This window comes from Nocardia sp. NPDC051929, from assembly GCF_044548645.1.
Taxonomy (GTDB): domain Bacteria; phylum Actinomycetota; class Actinomycetes; order Mycobacteriales; family Mycobacteriaceae; genus Nocardia; species Nocardia sichangensis.
Genome location: NZ_JBIUCG010000012.1, coordinates 20717 through 39114, shown reverse-complemented (window position 1 = coordinate 39114; position 18398 = coordinate 20717). Strand labels below are relative to the sequence as shown.

Below are 18398 nucleotides of genomic sequence, written 5' to 3'. Positions count from 1 at the left end.
CCAGCGGCGAACATAGGCGCACCGGCAGCCGTTGCGGGCTTCCAGGCGTCGCGGGTGCGTCGACGGATGGTCGGGCGATAGGCCACCGACGATCAGCAGCAGCCGGACGGTCGCCGAGTCGGCCATCGAGAATCCGGTGCGCGTGGAGCGTTCTGTGATCGCGGACCGTCGCGTGTGCGCAGCGCGTCGCAGCAGGATCGAGGACCTGGCTTCGGCTGCTGCTGAGTAGGGGGCGCAGCTGCCCTGCGGTCCTCTGACCCCGCACTGTCGTCGGCAAACGTGTGTGGATAACACCCGCTCGGGTCAGCTCGGGACCCGCGACGGCGGGGTCGCCGCAAGGCAGGCCCGAAATGTGCGCGTCGCGATCCGCCGAGGTCAGCCCGGTACGACGAAGCTGCCGCGGGCCGGGATGCTCGCCGCGTCGGTGGAGATGGTGACCTCGACCAGGCCGGGGCCCGTGTCCTGGAACAGCGCGTATTGGATGCTGCCGTAGATGCCGGTGACCACGATGTTGTCGTAGCTGCCCGTCGCGCCGGTGGTGACGTTGCGCCACGCCACGGTGGTGCGGACCTCGCACAGCGGCGCCAGCGGGTAGGAGCCCGGCCCGATGCCGTTCACGGGCAGCGCGCGCACGTTGAGGATGGCGCGCCCGGGCCATTCCGGGCCGGTGTCGGCCCAGGTGCGGATGCTTGTCCAGCACAGGCCGCCGCGCGCGAGCGTCGGCACCTGCGGGAATTCGACGGTGGCCGCCTCCGCTGGAGCGCCGGATCCGACCACTAGGGCCACTGCCGATCCGGCCAGAAGCATTGCGGCGCGGGCGATGTTCGGCTGCCTCATGGCAGCGATCCTAAGGCCGCGGGCCCCGGTTCGCCGGTAGTCCGCGGCCGCTGCACACGGCGTGCGCGAACTCACAGTTAGTGCGTCTGCAACTATGGGGGCCATGCGCATCGCGGATCATGTCGTGGATCTCATCGGCAACACGCCGCTGGTCCGGTTGAACTCGGTCGTGGGACCGAACGCGGGGCTGGTCGCTGCCAAGATCGAATACTTGAACCCGGGCGGCAGCTCCAAGGACCGGATCGCGGTGAAGATGATCGACGCCGCCGAGCGGTCCGGGAAGCTGCGGCCCGGCGGCACCATCGTCGAGCCCACGTCCGGCAACACCGGTGTCGGCCTCGCCCTGGTCGCGCAGCAGCGCGGCTACAAGTGCGTGTTCGTCTGCCCGGACAAGGTCAGCGAGGACAAGCGCAACGTGCTGCGGGCTTACGGCGCCGATGTCGTGGTCTGCCCGACCGCCGTGCCGCCGGACCACCCGAACAGCTACTACAGCGTCTCCGACCGCCTGGTTCGTGAGATCGACGGCGCGTGGAAGCCCGACCAGTACTCCAACCCGGGCGGCCCGGAAAGCCACTACGAGACGACCGGCCCGGAGATCTGGCGCGACACCGACGGCAAGGTCACCCACTTCGTGGCGGGTGTCGGCACCGGCGGCACCATCACCGGCACCGGCCGCTACCTCAAGGAGGTCTCCGGCGGGAAGGTGCGGGTCATCGGCGCCGACCCGGAGGGTTCGGTGTACTCGGGCGGCACCGGGCGGCCGTACCTGGTCGAGGGCGTCGGCGAGGACTTCTGGCCGTCGGCCTACGACCCCGCCGTGCCGGACGAGATCATCGCGGTCTCCGACGCGGATTCCTTCGAGATGACCCGTAGGCTCGCCCGCGAGGAAGGCTTGCTGGTCGGCGGTTCCTGCGGCATGGCGGTCGTCGCGGCCGTCGAGGTGGCGCGGCGCGACCCGGACGCGGTGGTCGTGGTGCTGCTGCCCGACGGTGGACGCGGCTACCTGTCGAAGATCTTCAACGACGAGTGGATGAGTTCCTACGGGTTCCTGCGTGAACGGCTGGACGGCACGGCCGAACCGCTCGTGGGCGACGTCTTGCGCGGCAAGTCCGGCGAGCTGCCGGACCTGGTGCACACCCACCCGTCGGAGACGCTGCGCGACGCGATCGAGATCCTGCGCGAGTACGGCGTCTCCCAGATGCCCGTGGTCGGCGCCGAGCCGCCGGTCATGGCGGGCGAGGTCGCGGGCAGCGTGTCCGAGCGCGACCTGCTGTCGGCGGTCTTCGAGGGCCGGGCCAACCTGACCGATTCGGTGGCCCAGCACATGAGCCCCTCGTTCCCGCTGATCGGTTCGGGCGAGCCCATCTCCGCCGCGACGAAGGCGCTCTCCGACACCGACGCGCTGATGGTTGTCGAGGACGGCAAGCCCGTCGGCGTGATCACCCGCCACGACCTGCTCGGTTTCCTCAGCACGGGCAACATCGGGAAGTAGACGAGACCACGGCGAGCGGCGAACCCGGAAGCCGAGTCACGGCGGCTTCCGGCCGAACGCCTATGCCGGTCTCCTGCCGCGGACCGTTTCGCGGACGCCGCCGGTGATCAGGTCGGTCCATTCGTCGGCCAGCAGCGCCAGTCGGTACCAGGCTGCGTGCACCCGGGTGTCGGACACTTTCTCGGCGGTGTGCAGCAGATGGCTGGCGTGGACGTGGGCGGCGGCCATGCGGTCGACCGTGGCGCCGATGGATTCGCTGCGCAAATGGTCGGTCGCACGCCTTCGGGGCAGTCGGTCGACCACCCACGCATCGATCGTGGCCACCAGTTCGGCGCGGCGGCAATCTATTCCAGCGGCGGCCAGCGGATCGGAGTGGCGCTGCCGGTGCAGCGCTGCCAGCGTCCTGGCCCAGCCGACCAGGGGGTGGTCTTCGCCTGACTCGCTCGGGTGCCCGCCGAAGGCGGCGACCAGTTCGCGCTGATCCGGCAGCGGCCGTACGACGCCGTGCGAGCGTCGTGGCAGATGGTCACGCACGAACATGGCAGGCTCCCAGCGCATTCGGAACGGACCGCCGTACGCCGCGGTCGATCGACAAGCTGTGCATCGTGCACCTCCGATGGTGTGGTGGTGGAGGCATCGCCCCAATGCCGGGTCCCTCTAAAGGATGCGCGCTTTCGCTGGCCTACCGGTGACACCCACATGGCACTTGAATGACAAGACGTAACAATGCGCTAGCTTCCGCCCGCACACGCCTGTGAGGTGCGGTTTCGCGGGCCCGGCGCAGCTCAGCACAGGTCGTCGCGGGTGCGCGGACGTATCCGTGCGCGAGCGATTCAGCCGGGGAGGATCTGGTGGGTCATCGCGAAGACGGCCGCGCCCGCCCGGGTGTGGCGGCCGGTCTTGGAGCGGATTTCGGCCAGATGGTGGGTGACGGCGCGCTCGGGCAACAGCAGTTCCGCGGCGATCTCCCGGCCGCAGCGGCCGCGGGCCCTCAGCCGGAGGATGTCGGTCTCGGCCTCGGACAGGCCGTGGACAGCGGGGATGGTGGTGTCGTCCGCGGCGGCACGGACGACGGCGGCACAGGCATCGCCGTCCAGTCGGCCCGCCGCGACCTCGGCCGCCAGTTGGGCAGCGGCTTCCTCGGGCCGGGCGGCGGGGCGATAGGGCCGCGCTTCGGTGCAGGCCGCGAAAACATCGGCGGCCGCGAGCAATCGAGCACCGGGTGGAAGGTCGCGCTTGCCCCGCGGGTAGCCGCTGCCGTCGAGTCGTTCGTGGTGACCCGCCGCGAGATCGGCCAGCGCCGCCAGCCCGGGGCAGCGGCGCAGGATGCGCTCGGTCCGAAGACTCTGCAGCCGAACGCGTTTCCAGTCCCAGGGTCCCAGCGGGCCGCGACGGTCCCAGACCGCGCTCGACACCGCGACCCGGCCGAGATCGTGCAGCAGGGCGGCGGCGCGTAGTGCCGCTCTTTCGTCGGCGGGCACGCCCATCCGGACGGCCGCGGCATCGGCGAGGCCGGCCACGTGCGCCGAATGCCCCAGCAGATAACGGCCTTTCAAGTCGACGATCATGGCCAGCGCCAGACCGGGCCGGTCGAGTTCGGCGGACGGAAGCGAAGACCGCGTCCCCGGTTCCGCGGCGAGGACGGCGGCCAGCAGGTCGGGAACGTCGAGCACCGCGCGGATGGCATCGGCATCGCAGACGGCCACCAGGTCGGGGTCGAGATGGCCGCCGGCCCGGCGCCGCAACTCGTCGAGAACGACGCCCTGCCGTCTCGCCACAGTGCCCAGAGCGGAGCGTGTTCTGTCGTGCGGGGCGGCCGGATGCGCGTTGCCGTGGCCCGAGACGGTCGCGAGTTCATCGCCGACCGCGTCCAGCGCGAGCACCGCCTGTTCGGCCACGTGCAGAACGCGGCCCGCGATCGAAATGGATTCCCCGCGCAGCCGGTTCGGCGCACCCAGTCCGTCCCAGCGTTCCTCCACCTCGGTCAGGGCGCGGACCGAGGCATCCGGCAGACCCAGGTGCGATCCGAGCGCCTCGACGACCTCGCTCGACGAGCGCAGCGCCTGCGTGGCGCCGGACCGCAACCGGGCGACGAACCGATTGCGCAGCGCCGATTGGGCGGCGGGCGCCCAGCCGCCGAATCGGCGCAGTTGCTCGGTGAAGACGGCGGAATCGCCCGGATCCAGCACGTGGCAGGCGCGCTGGAAGGCGATGTCGTCCGCATACGCCTGCGCGTTCTCCGAGGCGCGGCCGGTACATCCGAGATCGACGAGCAGGGCGGCATGGAAGACCGCGCGGCGATCGGCTTCCGGCAGCCCGATCCGCGCGGCCAGGTCGGTGGCGACCAGGCAGGTGGCCAGCCCCTTCTCGAACGGCATACCGGCGGCGAGATCGGTGGTCAGCGACAGTGCCGCGAAAATCTCGGCGGCGCGGATCGACGACATGCACCGACAGTAGTGTCCATACGCGGCTCGCGCAGACCCGAATCCGTTCTCGGAGATCGTGATCCGCGTCGTGACCGAGTCGGCGTCCGATCGGCTACAGAACGGTGGTCCGGCGCGGAAAGGGCGGATTCGCCCGGATGCCGTCGGCGAACGGCATCCGGCAATCCATCCGCACCCTTTTCGCCGCGTTCCGCACCACGCCCGGCGGCATCACGCCGGGACGGGGCGGATCAGCGGAGCGCGCGGTCGCTACGCGGCTCCGCCGCCGAACGGCTCGTCAGCGGAAAGCGTTCGCGTCGGTCAACGCCCGGCCCAGCACGAGCTGGTGTACCTCCGCGGTACCCTCGTAGGTGAGCACCGACTCCAGATTGTTCGCATGGCGCAAGACCGGGTAGTCGAGCGTGATGCCGTTGGCGCCCAAGATGGTTCGGCACTCGCGGGCGATCGCGATGGCCTCGCGCGTGCTGTTCAGCTTGCCCGCGCTCACCTGCTCCGGCGTGACCGCGCCGCGGTCCTTCAGCCGTCCGATGTGCAGCGCGAGCAGCTGGCCCTTGCCGAACTCCAGCGCCATGTCGGCCAGCTTGGCCTGGGTGAGCTGGTAGGCGGCCAGCGGCTTGTCGAACACCTCGCGGGTCCTGGCGTACTCGATGGTGGCCGCCAGGCACTCGCGCGCCGCGCCGAGTGCGCCGAAGACGATGCCGAAGCGCGCCTCGCTCAGGCAGGCCAGCGGCGCGGCCAATCCCCTCGACCCCGGCAGCACCGCGTCCGCGGGCAGGCGAACCTCGTCCAGGTCCAGTTCCGCGGTGACCGACGCGCGCAGCGACAGCTTGCGGTGCATCTCCCGCGTCGTTAACCCGGGCGTCCCGGCCGGGACCAGGAATCCGCGGATCACCTGCCTGCCTTCGTCCTCGGTCTGCGCCCAGACCACCGCGACATCGCTCACCGAGCCGTTGGTGATCCACATCTTCGAGCCGCTCAGCACCCAATCGGAGCCGTCGCGCTTCGCCCGGGTGCGCATGCCGCCCGGATTCGAACCGAAGTCCGGCTCGGTCAACCCGAAACAGCCGAGCGCGCGGCCGGCGGCCAGCTCCGGCAGCCACTGCTGTTTCTGTTCCTCGGAGCCGAATTCGTGGATGGCGGTCATCGCCAGCGACCCCTGGACCGAGACCATGCTGCGGATGCCGGAGTCCACCGCCTCCAGCTCCTGGCAGGCCAGACCGTAGGTGGTGGCCGACATGCCCGCGCAGCCGTACCCCTCCAGATGCATGCCGAGCAGTCCCAGCGCGCCCAGCTCAGGGGCGAGCTCGCGGGCCGGGAAGGTGCCCGCCTCGAACCACTCCGCGACGTGCGGGCGCAGTCGCTGCGTCGCGAAGCTCGCGACGGTGTCCCGGATCTCGCGCTCGTCGTCGGACAGTAGCGTGTCGGTGGCGAACAGTTCTTCCACAGTGACCATGGACTCAGCCTAAAGGGGCGGCGAAATAGTGAGACCGAACTCACGCCCCTTGCTTCGGTGCAAGATTTCCGTGCTGGTGGTGACGTCGGTGTAATTCGATCGGATCGAGGGGCGCTGTCCCACTATGCCGACGCCGTTGTGCGGATTCGTCCGTTTCGCCTGCGTACGCAGCGGCGATATGCCTACACCGGGAAGTTGCCCGGGAATCGCCCCGATTAGGCTGAGCCCCATGAGCGAGCTGGGATTCTCCACACGGGCCGTGCACGCCGGGTATGAACCCGATCCGCAGACCGGCGCGGTGAATGTGCCCATCTACGCGAGTTCGACGTTCGCCCAGGACGGCGTGGGCGGGTTGCGCGGCGGTTTCGAATACGCCCGCACCGGCAACCCGACGCGGTCGGTACTGGAAGCGAACCTCGCCGCGCTGGAATCGGGCCGCTACGGCCGGGCGTTCGCGTCCGGCATGGCCGCGACCGACTGTGCGCTGCGGGCCACGTTGCGTCCGGGTGATCACATCGTGATCCCCGACGACGCCTACGGCGGCACCTTCCGGCTGATCGACAAGGTCTTCAGCCAGTGGGGGATCGAGCACTCGCCCGCGCACGTGTTCAACGTGGACGAGATGCGCGCCGCGATCCGGCCGAACACCAAGCTGGTGTGGATCGAAACCCCGACCAACCCCCTGCTGAGCATCGGCGATATCCCCGCGCTGGCCGACGTCGCGCACGCGGCGGGCGCGAAACTGGTCGTCGACAACACCTTCGCGACGCCCTACCTGCAGCAGCCGCTGCTGCTCGGCGCCGACATCGTGGTGCACTCCACCACCAAGTACCTCGGCGGCCACTCCGACGTCATCGGCGGCGCGCTGATCACCGACGATCCGGAACTCGACGCGGCGTTCGCGTTCCTGCAGAACGGCGCGGGCGCGGTGCCCGGCCCGTTCGACGCGTTCCTCACGCTGCGCGGCACCAAGACCCTCGCCCTGCGGATGGATCGGCACTGCGACAACGCCGAGACCATCGCGGAGTTCCTGTCCGGGCACCCGTCGATCTCGCATGTGATCTACCCCGGCCTGCCGGAGCACCCGGGCCATGCCGTCGCGGCGAAGCAGATGCGGCGCTTCGGCGGGATGATCTCGGTGCGCCTCAATGGTGACGTCGAAGCCGCGCGGAAATTCTGCGCGCGGACCGAGGTCTTCACCCTCGCCGAGTCCCTGGGCGGTGTCGAGTCGCTGATCGAGCATCCGGCCGCGATGACGCACGCCTCCACCGAAGGTTCCGAGCTGGAGGTGCCCGCGGACTTGGTGCGGCTTTCGGTCGGCATCGAGGATGTCAGCGACCTGCTTGCGGACATCGAGCAGGCATTGAGCTAGGTTCACGGACATGAGGAAGCGGCCGCACCCGATGATCGGGCGCGGCCGCTCGTGTCCGCGGGGGTATCGGCCTGCCGTGGCGGCGCGACCGAGAGCGTCAGCTGTGGTAGGGCTCGGCGCTGAGCAGGGTGACCTTCATCGTGTTCCCATTGGGCAGCGTGTATTCCCTGGTCTCGCCCACCTTGGCGTCGATGAGCGCGCCGCCGAGGGGCGAGTTCGGCGAGTACGTCTCGAGCTTGGAATCGCGGAGACCCTCCTCGCGGGTGGCGATCAGGAAGGTTTCGGTGTCCGTCTCGTCGCCGTCGTAGTAGACCTTGACGACCGACCCGGGAAGCGCCACGCCGGACTTGGTCGGTGCGACGCCGACCTTGGCGTTGTTCAGCAGCTCTTGCAGCTGGCGAATGCGCGCCTCCTGCTGACCCTGCTCCTCGCGCGCGGCGTGGTACCCGCCGTTCTCCTTGAGGTCGCCCTCTTCCCGGCGTTCGTTGATCTCGGCGGCGATGACCGGACGATTGGCGATGAGCGCGTCGAGTTCGCTCTTGAGCCTGTCGTGCGACTCCGGGGTCAGCCAGGTCACTTGCGTCTCAGTCATCTCGATCACTCCCTAGTAGTTGTTCCCGGCAGGCCGGGATTCCCTGAGCACCGGCGTGTGCCCACCCGGAAGCGGGCACGCGCCAGTCGACGGCTAGAGCGATCCTGGGAAGTTCATCGAACCCCGACAGGCCCCGGTCACGGGCGAAATCGCAAGCCCGAACCCTCAGCGCTGGCCGCCAATGCAGCAAACACGGCTCCGAGCTCCGGAACCGTGTATCACGCCATTTTAGCATGATTCACAAATGTGCAGGTCGGAGTTAATTTCGCGGGCAAATCGCCGGTTTATGCGCGGAAATCAGCCAACTCGCAGATAGCTGGGTACCCGATCGCTGCACGCGTACACGCTGCCCGACACGGGACGCGCGGACGAGCGCACGACGGTGGTCAACTCGACCGTCCCGCTGCTCGACGGCTCGATCAGCACTTCCCTGCGGCCGAGTTCGGAGCCGTCGCGAGCCATCGCGCGGACGAAACACACCACCGGCTGCTGCGGGTCGGCCCGGGTGACCTTGAGGTGGATGGTCATGGTCGAGTCGTCGACGACGACGTAGCCGAGCTGCTCGGCCTCGATGTCCTCCGGCCCGTACTTCTGATAGCCCAGGTAGGCCACGCCGAGCCCGGCGAGCACCACCAGCACGCCGAGCACCGGCACGATCCAGCGGCGCGGCTTGCGTGGCCCGGTGCCGTAGCGGTCGGGCGGGGGTCCGCCGGGAGACGCCGCCTTCGCGTCGCCGCCGCTCTCCGGCGCGGGCTGGCTCATCGTGGTCGCTCCCGGGGGGTACGTCGGAACAAATGTGGGTCGAATGGAACTATAGGTAACGAAGCCCCGACACCCGCGACCGAGAGCGACGGAGAACGAGACGTGAGTGGCCTTCGCCTCATGGCGGTGCACGCCCACCCAGACGACGAATCCAGCAAGGGTGCCGCGACGACCGCCCGTTACGCCGACGAAGGACACGACGTCCTCGTCGTGACGCTGACCGGCGGAGAGCGTGGAAGCATCCTGAACCCGGCCATGGACACGCCCGGCGTCCTGGAGCGGATCCACGAGATCCGCCGTGAGGAGATGGCCGCCGCGGCCCGTGCGCTCGGCGTGCGCCAGCACTGGCTCGGTTTCGTCGACTCGGGCCTGCCCGAGGGCGACCCCCTGCCGCCGCTGCCCGAGGGCAGCTTCGCGCTGGTTCCGCTGGAGGAGGCCACCGAGGCCCTGGTGCGCGTGGTGCGCGAGTTCAAGCCGCACGTGATGACCACCTACGACGAGACCGGCGGCTACCCGCACCCCGACCACATCCGCTGCCACGAGGTGTCGATGGCGGCGTTCGAGGCGGCGGGCGACCCCGAGCGCTTTCCCGGCGCGGGCGAGCCGTGGACGCCGCTCAAGCTGTACTACGACCACGGCTTCAGCATGAAGCGGATGGAGATCTTCGCCGCGGAGTACGAGCGCCTCGGCGAACCGTTCCCGCTGCAGGAGTGGCTGGACCGGATGCGCAAGTACGCCGCCGAGCGCGGTGACATGTTCGCCAGGATCACCACCCAGATCGACTGCGCCAAGTACTTCCCGCAGCGCGACGACGCCTTGCGCGCGCACGCGACGCAGATCGATCCGAACGGCGCGTTCTTCGCCATTCCGATGGAGATGCAGCAGCGGTTGTGGCCGACCGAGGAGTTCGAGCTGGCCAAGACCCGCGTGCGCACCGAGCTGCCGGAGACCGACCTGTTCGCGGGCATCGAGGACGAGCGGTCGTGACGTTCGTCCTGCTCGCCCAGACACCCGGAACGCCGACCGGCCCCGAGTTCGGCAAGGCGTCGCCGCTCGGCCTGGTCATCATCCTGATTCTGCTCGCGGGCACCTTCCTGCTGGTCCGGTCGATGAACCGGCACATCAAGGGCCTGCCTGCGACCTTCGAGCCCGAGCACCCGGAACCGGACCAGGAGGCCGACGAGGGCACCGAGCACGGCATCACCCGCCGTGCCGAGGAATCGAAGGGCGCCGACCCCGAAGGGCGAGCCGAATCCGGCTGAGCGGCGAAACCCTCGCTGACCTGCTCGTTGTTACCTTTCCGCGCTCTCTTTCGTCAATGAGGTAGTCGCGGCGCGAACCACGGCCTTTCGTCGAAAGCCGACACCCCGGTTCCCGCGCGCGTCTGCTTCCGAACGCTGAGAGTCAGGACGAGCAATGACATTCGACGAACTGCGGGCCACGCTGCCCGGCCGCGTGCTGGTGGCCGGTGACGAGGGCTTCGAAACCGCGGCGCGGCCCTGGACGACGACCGTCGACCAACCGGTGGCCGCCGTGGTGCGGGCCGGAGACGCCGGTGACGTCGCGGCCGTGGTCCGGTACGCGGGCCGCGCGGGCGTGCCGGTGGTCACCCAACCGACCGGACACGGCGCGTCCGGTGGCGTGCCCGAGGCGATCCTGCTGCGCACCGGGTATTTGGACGGCATCGAGATCGATCCCCGGCGTCGGGTGGCGCGCGTGGGCGCCGGAGTGTCGTGGGGTCGGGTGCAGGCGGCCGCGGCCAGGCACGGGCTGACCGGGCTCGCGGGCAGCAATCCGGTCGTCGGCGTGACCGGCTACACCCTCGGCGGCGGCATGAGCTGGTTCGGCCGCAAGCACGGCTGGGCCGCCGACGCGGTGCGCGCGTTCGAGATCGTCGACGCGGAGGGCGCTGCGCGCCGGGTCACGGCCGAGGACGATCCGGACCTGTTCTGGGCGTTGCGCGGCGGTGGCGGCGACTTCGCCGTCGTGACGGCGCTCGAGTTCGATCTGTTTCCCGCGCCGGAGCTGTTCGGTGGCCGCATGCTGTGGCCGCAAACGCGGATTCGCGAGGTGTTCGACGCATTCCAGGAGATCACCGCGGCGGCTCCGCACGAACTGTCGGTGTGGTTCCAGCGTTTGCAGATCCCGGACGCACCGCCGATGGTCGGCGTGGACGCGGTGTATCTGGGTGATCCTGATCGTGGACGGACGCTGCTGACCGCCCTGGACGCCATCGGGGATCTCATTCTCGACAAGCGCGGCGTGTTCGGGGCCGCCGACATCGGCGCGGTCACCGCCGAACCCACGGACCCGAGCCCGTCGCTGTCCCGTGCGGAGCAGCTCACCGATCTCGGCGACGCCGTGGTCAAGACCCTGATCGAGGAACCGGTCGCCCCGCTGGCCAATGTGCAGATCCGGCACCTGGGCGGCGCCCTGGCCGAAGCCCGGCCCGATGGTGGCGCGCGCGGCGCGATCGCGGAGCCGTACCTGCTCTACTGCCTTGGTCTCGGGCTGCCGCACCTGCGCGATGCGGTCGAGGCGCGGCGCACCGCCATCGTCGGCGCGGTGAGCGGGCAGATCAGCGGCCACAAGCCGTATACCTTCCTCACGCCCGGCGAGACGGCCGACGCCGCTTTCGACGCCGCGACGCTGAACCGGCTGCGCGAGGTCAAGCGTGCCCGCGACCCGCACGGCGTCATCCGGGCCAACTATCCGGTGTTCGGGTAGGCCGCGGAGCAGAACGGCCAGTCGGGGTCGCGTCCCGCTGCCAGCAGCGCGATGGTCCGGAGCTCCGCGTCGGTCAGGCCGCCGAGCGCGTGCCGGTGGTCCGGTGGACCCACGGGCCGAGGTCGGGAGGCGATCTCGGCCCCGCCGCCGTTCAGAACGGCCAGTCGGCGTCGCGTCCCGCCTCCAACAGCCGGATCATCCGGAACGCCACGTCGGTCAGGCCGCCGAAGGCGTGCCGGTGCGGGGTGCCGCTGAGGGCGTGCCCGTAGCGGTATCCGGCCAGGTTCCACGTGTAGAGCGGTACCCCGAGACGAAAGGAATTGCCGCACCCCATTTTTCGGAGCGGAATGGCCGAGGAAAAGCGGCGACGGGCTGCTCGCCGTATCGAGCGACCGAAATGGTTTCGGCAGGAATTGAACCCGAAGTAACCGTTGCCTGCGCACCGGAGACGCGCCGAATCTTTCGCCCGAGCGAGACGGTCCGCTTCGCGGGTGCGCGAATTCGGTGGTAGTGCGCCCGAGATGAAATTCGGCGACGGAACGTACCGCTCCGCCATTGAGCTACCGGACCATGGGGTCCGGGCGGGACTCGAACCCGCAACCTGTCCATTAGAAGTGGAAGTGCCTGCGCACCGGGCGCACCACCGAGGGGAGCGGGGCCGTCCGGCCCGCGCATTTTCCTTCGCGGTCACGAGAAGCACACTGTCGGCAACTATCTCGACGCAAGGTGGAGTTCGCATTGCCGCGCGCTTGTCGGTGTCCTGTGTTACCAATTCAGCCAAACCGCTCGACCGAAGGAAGCTCATGGACAACGTGATCGGACAGATCGACCGTGCACTGGATGCGACCGGAGCGATCGTCGCCGCCGTGGGAGGAGCGGATCTGACGACGCCGACGCCGTGCCGGGACTGGGATGTCCGCACCGTTCTCAACCACACGGTCGGCGGTATGCACATCTTCGCGGCGGCCCTGAGCGGCATGGATACCGGCGCCGACCACGAATCCGACTGGCTCGGCGGTGATCCGCAGGGCGCGTACGCCGCGGCGGCCGAGGTGGACCGCGCGGCCTGGCACCGGCCCGATGCGCTGGACGGCACGGTGGGCATCTCGCTCGGTGAACTGCCCGGCCCCGCGGCCGCGCTGGTGCATCTCACCGAGATTCTCGTGCACGGGGTGGATATCGCGGTGGCCATCGATCGGCCGGATCTGGCCGACGACGGGTTGTGTGGCGAATTGCTCGCCACCATGCATGCCGCGGGTGGCATCGATTCCTTCCGCGCACCCGGCATTTTCGGTCCCGAGGTGCTGGTCGCCGACGACGAACCGGCACACCGCAGACTGTTGGCGTACGTCGGACGCGAGGTACTGGCGCGCACGTAGTCCGTCGTTTTCGGCGGGTGTGTCGAAACCTTCAACTGTGCCGAAGATTTTCGACGAGTTATTCCGGCAGGCAGTTCCGCGGAAAGCAGACGATATGCCCAGCCGCTTCCCGCGCGAAGTTCGGGCGCCCGAGTTCTGGGCGGCGACGGGTATACCGGCTCGAGCGAACCGAGCCCTGTGGATCCGGAAACCCTGCCGTGGACTGCTCTACCAATTGAGCCACCGGATCGAAACGATCCGGACGTGACTCGAACCGCAACCGATCGCGTGTATCGGAAGTATCCGTTGCCTGCGCACCCGGTTCGGCAATCGGTCCTATGCAACCGGCGCAGCTCAATTTGCTATGGAACCGGAAAGCCGGGCGGCGTATGGCCGATGGTGGTGGTGACCTTCTGGGCCGATGACAACCAGACGCTTGCCGCGCCGGCCAGGCGCGACACCATTACGGTTTCCGGCGTTCTGGCCGACCTCGCGGTCCGCTCGTGGGACCGGCATCTGCTCGACCTGGCTCTGACGTTCTGGCCCCGGCCCGTCGGGGCCGTGGTGTGCCGAGCCGAGCGCGCCGGCTCCTTACTGAGACGTGAGCGTGCGGCGAACCGGTTGACGCAGAATGGTTTTCGTCCTCTCGTTCGGTGTCCGGCGCGGGTCGGACAAGTAGATCTCGTGGTGGCGGCCGTGGTGCGCCCATCCCTCGGCCGCCATGAGGGCGTCCATGCGAGCCAGGGTCTCGGGCTCGGTCGCGTACGGGCCCAGGTGCAGGACCTGGATCGCCTCGCCCTCGGTGAGTCGTTCGAAGGACGCGCCGGTCACCATGTCGGCGGTCACCACTTCCGGCATGCGAATCAGCAGTTTCCAGTGCCATTGGTCGCGTGGAACCGTCAGTGGCGGAGCGTCGGATTCGACCCACCACAGGCCCTCGAGTTTGGGCACGACGAAGTCCTGCCCTGCGGCTTTCGCCGCCTTCTTCGCGCCGTACGCGGCCCGGTAGAGCGTTTGCACCGCCGCCGCGTAGACCGGGCCGTCAGGGTCCCCGATTCCTTCGACCGTCACGTAGTCGTATGCGCTGAATGTCCGGACCACAGGTCGCGTGCTCGCTCCGTAGTAGTGGCCATCGGTTCGGGCCAGATCGATTTTCATTCCTCGACCGTGTCGTCTCCCGCCGCGGGAGAGTCAAGGACGACGTACCCACACGGCGGCGGGAAGGGTCGTACGGTGGAGCCATGAACCGGCTCGGAGAGGCGACGTCCCCGTACCTGCGGCAGCATGCGGACAACCCGGTGCACTGGCGGGAGTGGGACGCGGAGGCACTGGCCGAAGCGCGGGAGCGGGACGTGCCCGTTCTGCTGTCGGTGGGGTACGCGTCCTGTCACTGGTGCCACGTGATGGCGCACGAGTCGTTCGAGGACCAGGCCACCGCCGATCAGATGAACGAGAACTTCGTCTGCGTGAAGGTGGACCGGGAGGAGCGACCAGACCTGGACGCGGTCTACATGAATGCGACGGTCGCGATGACGGGGCAAGGCGGCTGGCCGATGACCTGTTTCCTGACGCCGGACGGCGAACCGTTCTACTGCGGCACTTACTACCCGAAGCTCCCGCGCGGCGGCATGCCGTCCTTCACCCAGCTGCTCACGGCGGTCACGGAGACCTGGCGCACCAGGCGCGACGAAGTGAATCAGGCCTCCGCGCAGGTGGCTGCTGCGCTGCGCGACCAAGCGGCGGGACTGCCCGACGCGGACCTGACGATCACCCCGGAGCTGCTCGCCCATGCCGTCGCCGCCGTGCTGCGCGACGAGGACGCCGAGCACGGCGGATTCGGCGGCGCTCCCAAATTCCCGCCCTCGGCGCTGCTCGAGGGACTGTTGCGGCACTGGGAGCGGACCGGTGACCCGGCGGTGTTCCAGGTGGTCGCCCGCACCGCCGAGGCCATGGCGCGCGGCGGCATCTACGACCAGCTGCGCGGCGGGTTCGCGCGGTATTCGGTCGACGCGGCATGGGTGGTGCCGCACTTCGAGAAAATGCTCTACGACAACGCGCAGCTGTTACGCGCCTACGCGCACCTCGCCCGCCGCAGCGGGTCCGAGCTTCCGGAATCGTTGTCGCACCGGGTCACCCGGGAAATCGTGCGGTTTCTCCTCGATGACCTCGGGACCCCGCAGGGCGGTTTCGCCTCGGCGCTGGACGCCGACACGCACTTGGAGCCCGGTAAGCCCGGTGTCGAAGGCGCGACGTACGTGTGGACGCCCGCCGAGCTGGCCGGCGTGCTCGGTCCGATCGACGGGGCGTGGGCGGCCGAGTTCTTCGGCGTCACCACCGCCGGAAACTTCGAACAGTGCACCTCGGTGCTGACCAGGTACGCCGAACCCGCCACGGCGGAGGACCACGCGCGGCTGGAACACGTCCGTGCCGCGTTGATCGCCGCCCGCGATCGACGCCCACAACCCGAACGCGACGACAAAGTGGTCACCGCATGGAACGGTATGGCGATCACCGCGCTCGCCGAGGCCGCGGGCGCGCTGGACGAACCGGAGTGGACCGCCGCCGCCGTCCGATGCGCGCGATTCCTGCTGGCCGAGCACGTGGTGGACGGTCGGCTGCGACGTGCATCGCTCGGCGGCGTCGTCGGCGCGGCGCCCGCCATCCTGGAGGACCACGCCTGGCTGGTCACCGGCCTGCTAGCGCTGCACCAGGCCACCGGCGACCTCGGCTGGCTGGACGACGCCCAACGCCTGCTGGATACCGCGATCGAACACTTCGCCGACCCCGATCAGCCGGGCGGCTGGTTCGACACCGCCGACGACGCCGAAACCCTAGTCGCCCGCCCCCGCGACCCGATCGACGGAGCCACCCCCGCAGGCGCCTCCGCGCTGGCCGAAGCGCTGCTCACCGCCGCGGCCGCGAGCGACCCGGAAGGCGCCGCCCGCTACCGGGAACTGGCCGACCGCACCCTCGAGCGCGGCGCGATTGTGCTGGCACGCGCGCCGCGCTCGGCGGGCCAGTGGCTCACCGTCGCCGAGGCGGCCTTGCGCGGCCCGCTGCAGGTCGCCATCGCCGCCGAATCGGCGGCCCAGCCCACCGAGTTGCTCGCCGCGGCCCGTGCGGCCGCACCCGGCGGCTCCGTCGTCCTTGCCGGGGCCCCGAACGCCGTCCCGCTGCTGGCCGATCGGCCCTTGGTCCGCAACGCCGCGGCCGCGTACGTCTGCCGCGGCTCCGTCTGCGACCTCCCGGTCTCCACGCCCGACGAGCTCCTGATGGCGCTTCGGCGAAACTGACGACAGCACCTCCGGCCACCATCGGCCGGTTGGCGATAGACGGTTCGAGTCGGACGCCCCGTCGACGGAGGGCGTGGCCGGAAATGTGGTCGGCCCCTGGCGGCCCGGGCGGTGCACCGGCGGCCCGGTGGGTGCGGGAAGGAGACAACGATCGGAGCTGAGGCGCTCGATCACGCGGCTGTGAGACGGCCGAGACCATCGCGACACGATGCCAGGTGGGCGCACGACGACGTTCGTGCCGCCGAACGCAACCGAGCGGGCCCGATGCGGTCGGTGCACGCGCGTTCGGTCATGTCGCCATCGAGACGGCCGCTGAACCGCCGTGCCGAGGGTGCTTCGCTGTTCACCCAGCTGAGTGGACTAGCGCCGAGGCGGGGCGTCGAACTCGGCGTCCGGCAACTCGGTGCCACGGGGCGGCTCTGCGGCCGTGTGGATTTCGATGACCGGGTTCGTGTCCGCGGGCAGGTCGTGGCCGTCCAGCTGATCGGTGCGGGTTTCGATGTGTTCGGGCCGGGCGCCGGAGGTGTCGATGTCGGTCCAGCAGAACGTGGGGTTCTTCATGCCGCGTAGCACGATGGTGTCGTAGAACGTCCACTTGGCGCGCTCGTGTTCCGTAGCGGCTTCGATCACCGCTTGGCTCACCAGGATTCGCCGTGGCACCTCCTTGGCCGCCGTGGTGAGGCGGGCGGCCTCGTTGACGGCGTCGCCGATCACCGTGAATTCCAGGCGGGTGTCGGAGCCGACGTCGCCCGCGAAGACCCCGCCGCGCGCGACGCCGATCCCGATGTCGAGTTCTCCGGTGGCGAGCACCTCGTCCCGGATGCGGCGCGCCGCCCGCAGTGCCGGAGTCGCGTTGTCGCCCAACGCGATCGGCGCTCCGAAGACGCACAGCGCCGCGTCGCCCTCGAACTTGTTGACCAGTCCGTTGTTCTCCTCGGTCGCCGCGACGACGATCGCGAGCAACCGATTGAGCTTGGCCACGAACTCCTGCGGCGGCAACCCGGTGGACAGCTCCACCGACCCGGTCACATCGACGAACAGCGCCGACACCTCACGCACGTCGCCGGTGAGATCCGCCCCGCGAGCCAGCGCGCGCTCGGCCACCTCGGCCCCGACGTGCCTGCCGAACACCTCACGCATCCGCTCGCGCTCGCGCAGGTTCGCCGCCAGTTCGTTGACCGAATGCTCCAACCGGCCGATCTCACTGGTGCTGCCGATCGGCACCCGGACGCCGAGATCGCCTTGCGCGATGCGGTCCAGCGCGCGACGCAGGACGCGCATCGGCGCGGCGACCGCGCGGGCGAGGAACGCCGTGGCCAGCGCGCCAACTCCGATGCCGACCGCGGACAGGTAGATGGCGGTGCGGACCCGGTCGGGCGCGGCCGCTACCGGGTCGGCCAGCACGACGATCAGCATGAGCAGCGGAAGCGCGGCCGCCACCGCCCAGGTCAGCACGACCCGCACCAGCACAGAGGAACTCCAGTGCATGGTCCAGCCGAGCACCCGGGCGACCACCGGGATCGTCGGCCGGATCAACCGGTCCACGATCAGGAAGGTGACCGCCGCCGACTCGAAGGCGCCGATCGTGAACAGCGACGCCGTCACGCCGGGGTCGTTGTCCGGGCTCAGCCGCGCGAAGACCGCGGTCGCCACGATCACCCCCGGAATCCACAGCGCGATCGCGCGCATGCTGATCGCGACGGGTAGGTGCAGCAAGCGCCGCGCCTCCACCTCCGTGGGCTTGCGCCCGGCGTCGAGCCAGCCGAAGTACACCTTGCGGTCGCGCACCGCCAGGACGATGCCCGCCAGGAATCCCGCCGCCGGATAGATGCCGACGAAGGCCAGTGCCCGCAGCCAATCCGTGCCCAGCCTGCCGAGGAACCCGTTCAGCCACAGCTGGGTGACGATCACCGCGAGGCCGCTGAGATTCGCCGTGGTGACCAGAGCGGCCAGACCACCCCGCGCTTTGAGCGCCCAGACGACGAGCTTCGCGATCATAGGGCTCGCGATCTCGATGACCGTTCCATCGCCTGCGCCGCCCTCTCGTCCGCCCTCCGGGTCGACTCTA

General features: G+C 69.6%; 17 protein-coding genes. 7 read left to right on the top strand and 10 right to left on the bottom strand.

Translation table 11 applies throughout. The annotated features are described in order from the left end of the window. Positions 1 to 375 precede the first annotated feature (375 nt). Positions 376 to 837, bottom strand: a complete 462-nt coding sequence (locus tag ACIHAX_RS17295; protein ID WP_356966792.1) for a hypothetical protein — start codon at positions 835 to 837, stop codon at positions 376 to 378. A gap of 103 nt (positions 838 to 940) precedes the next feature. On the opposite strand from ACIHAX_RS17295, the gene ACIHAX_RS17290 reads away from it, so the two are divergent. Next, a complete protein-coding gene (locus ACIHAX_RS17290; RefSeq protein ID WP_397278458.1) occupies positions 941 to 2329 on the top strand; it encodes a cystathionine beta-synthase in 1389 nt (462 codons plus the stop codon). A gap of 60 nt (positions 2330 to 2389) precedes the next feature. Here the strand turns inward: ACIHAX_RS17290 and ACIHAX_RS17285 are convergent, their stop codons facing one another. From ACIHAX_RS17285 to ACIHAX_RS17275, 3 genes are all read right to left on the bottom strand, one after another. Further along, positions 2390 to 2869 (bottom strand): DUF4254 domain-containing protein, encoded by a 480-nt coding sequence (locus ACIHAX_RS17285; RefSeq protein ID WP_355078574.1) that lies wholly within the window; start codon positions 2867 to 2869, stop codon positions 2390 to 2392. Between the two features lie 293 nt (positions 2870 to 3162). Further along, complete coding sequence (locus ACIHAX_RS17280) at positions 3163 to 4773, bottom strand: HD domain-containing phosphohydrolase (protein WP_397278456.1); 1611 nt, start codon at positions 4771 to 4773, stop codon at positions 3163 to 3165. 277 nt (positions 4774 to 5050) lie between these two features. Then, positions 5051 to 6226, bottom strand: a complete 1176-nt coding sequence (locus tag ACIHAX_RS17275) for an acyl-CoA dehydrogenase family protein (RefSeq protein WP_397278454.1) — start codon at positions 6224 to 6226, stop codon at positions 5051 to 5053. Positions 6227 to 6455: 229 nt separating this feature from the next. Here ACIHAX_RS17275 and ACIHAX_RS17270 point away from each other — a divergent pair, with 229 nt between their 5' ends. Continuing rightward, positions 6456 to 7598, top strand: coding sequence for a cystathionine gamma-synthase (locus tag ACIHAX_RS17270; RefSeq protein WP_355078577.1), 1143 nt, complete (start codon positions 6456 to 6458; stop codon positions 7596 to 7598). A 97-nt stretch (positions 7599 to 7695) separates the two neighbouring features. On the opposite strand, the gene greA is transcribed toward ACIHAX_RS17270, so the two are convergent. Together greA and ACIHAX_RS17260 are read right to left on the bottom strand one after the other, a co-directional pair. Next, positions 7696 to 8190 carry a transcription elongation factor GreA gene (gene greA / locus ACIHAX_RS17265; protein ID WP_028477722.1) on the bottom strand — a complete coding sequence of 165 codons (495 nt, stop codon included), beginning with the start codon at positions 8188 to 8190 and terminating at the stop codon, positions 7696 to 7698. A 297-nt stretch (positions 8191 to 8487) separates the two neighbouring features. Further along, entirely contained in the window at positions 8488 to 8952 is a 465-nt protein-coding gene (locus tag ACIHAX_RS17260) for a DUF4307 domain-containing protein (protein WP_355078578.1), read from the bottom strand. Between the two features lie 102 nt (positions 8953 to 9054). Between ACIHAX_RS17260 and mca the strand changes: the two genes are divergently transcribed. The 3 genes from mca (at position 9055) to ACIHAX_RS17245 (ending at position 11679) form a co-directional block, all read left to right on the top strand. Then, on the top strand, positions 9055 to 9939 hold the full coding sequence (mca, locus tag ACIHAX_RS17255; RefSeq protein WP_356966785.1) for a mycothiol conjugate amidase Mca: 885 nt from the start codon (positions 9055 to 9057) through the stop codon (positions 9937 to 9939). Beyond that, positions 9936 to 10214: a hypothetical protein gene (locus tag ACIHAX_RS17250; RefSeq protein ID WP_356966784.1), complete on the top strand. Its 279-nt coding sequence runs from the start codon at positions 9936 to 9938 to the stop codon at positions 10212 to 10214. The genes mca and ACIHAX_RS17250 overlap by 4 nt, the downstream gene beginning before the upstream one ends. 154 nt (positions 10215 to 10368) lie before the next feature. After that, the gene (locus ACIHAX_RS17245; RefSeq protein ID WP_397278452.1) at positions 10369 to 11679 is read left to right on the top strand and encodes an FAD-binding oxidoreductase; all 1311 of its coding nucleotides are present in this window, start codon (positions 10369 to 10371) and stop codon (positions 11677 to 11679) included. Here ACIHAX_RS17245 and ACIHAX_RS17240 read toward each other — a convergent pair. Next, positions 11661 to 11792: a hypothetical protein gene (locus tag ACIHAX_RS17240; RefSeq protein ID WP_397278450.1), complete on the bottom strand. Its 132-nt coding sequence runs from the start codon at positions 11790 to 11792 to the stop codon at positions 11661 to 11663. The two genes, ACIHAX_RS17245 and ACIHAX_RS17240, sit on opposite strands and share 19 nt — an antisense overlap. Before the next feature lie 38 nt (positions 11793 to 11830). Then, positions 11831 to 12013 (bottom strand): hypothetical protein, encoded by a 183-nt coding sequence (locus tag ACIHAX_RS17235; RefSeq protein WP_397278448.1) that lies wholly within the window; start codon positions 12011 to 12013, stop codon positions 11831 to 11833. Between the two features lie 469 nt (positions 12014 to 12482). On the opposite strand from ACIHAX_RS17235, the gene ACIHAX_RS17230 reads away from it, so the two are divergent. After that, positions 12483 to 13058: a TIGR03086 family metal-binding protein gene (locus ACIHAX_RS17230; RefSeq protein WP_355078583.1), complete on the top strand. Its 576-nt coding sequence runs from the start codon at positions 12483 to 12485 to the stop codon at positions 13056 to 13058. Between the two features lie 570 nt (positions 13059 to 13628). Here the strand turns inward: ACIHAX_RS17230 and ACIHAX_RS17225 are convergent. Then, positions 13629 to 14195, bottom strand: coding sequence for a GyrI-like domain-containing protein (locus ACIHAX_RS17225; protein ID WP_364429057.1), 567 nt, complete (start codon positions 14193 to 14195; stop codon positions 13629 to 13631). A gap of 83 nt (positions 14196 to 14278) precedes the next feature. Here ACIHAX_RS17225 and ACIHAX_RS17220 point away from each other — a divergent pair, with 83 nt between their 5' ends. Further along, entirely contained in the window at positions 14279 to 16330 is a 2052-nt protein-coding gene (locus ACIHAX_RS17220) for a thioredoxin domain-containing protein (protein ID WP_364429060.1), read from the top strand. 360 nt (positions 16331 to 16690) lie between these two features. On the opposite strand, the gene ACIHAX_RS17215 is transcribed toward ACIHAX_RS17220, so the two are convergent. Continuing rightward, the gene (locus ACIHAX_RS17215; protein ID WP_355078587.1) at positions 16691 to 18328 is read right to left on the bottom strand and encodes an adenylate/guanylate cyclase domain-containing protein; all 1638 of its coding nucleotides are present in this window, start codon (positions 18326 to 18328) and stop codon (positions 16691 to 16693) included. Between the last annotated feature and the right edge of the window lie 70 nt (positions 18329 to 18398).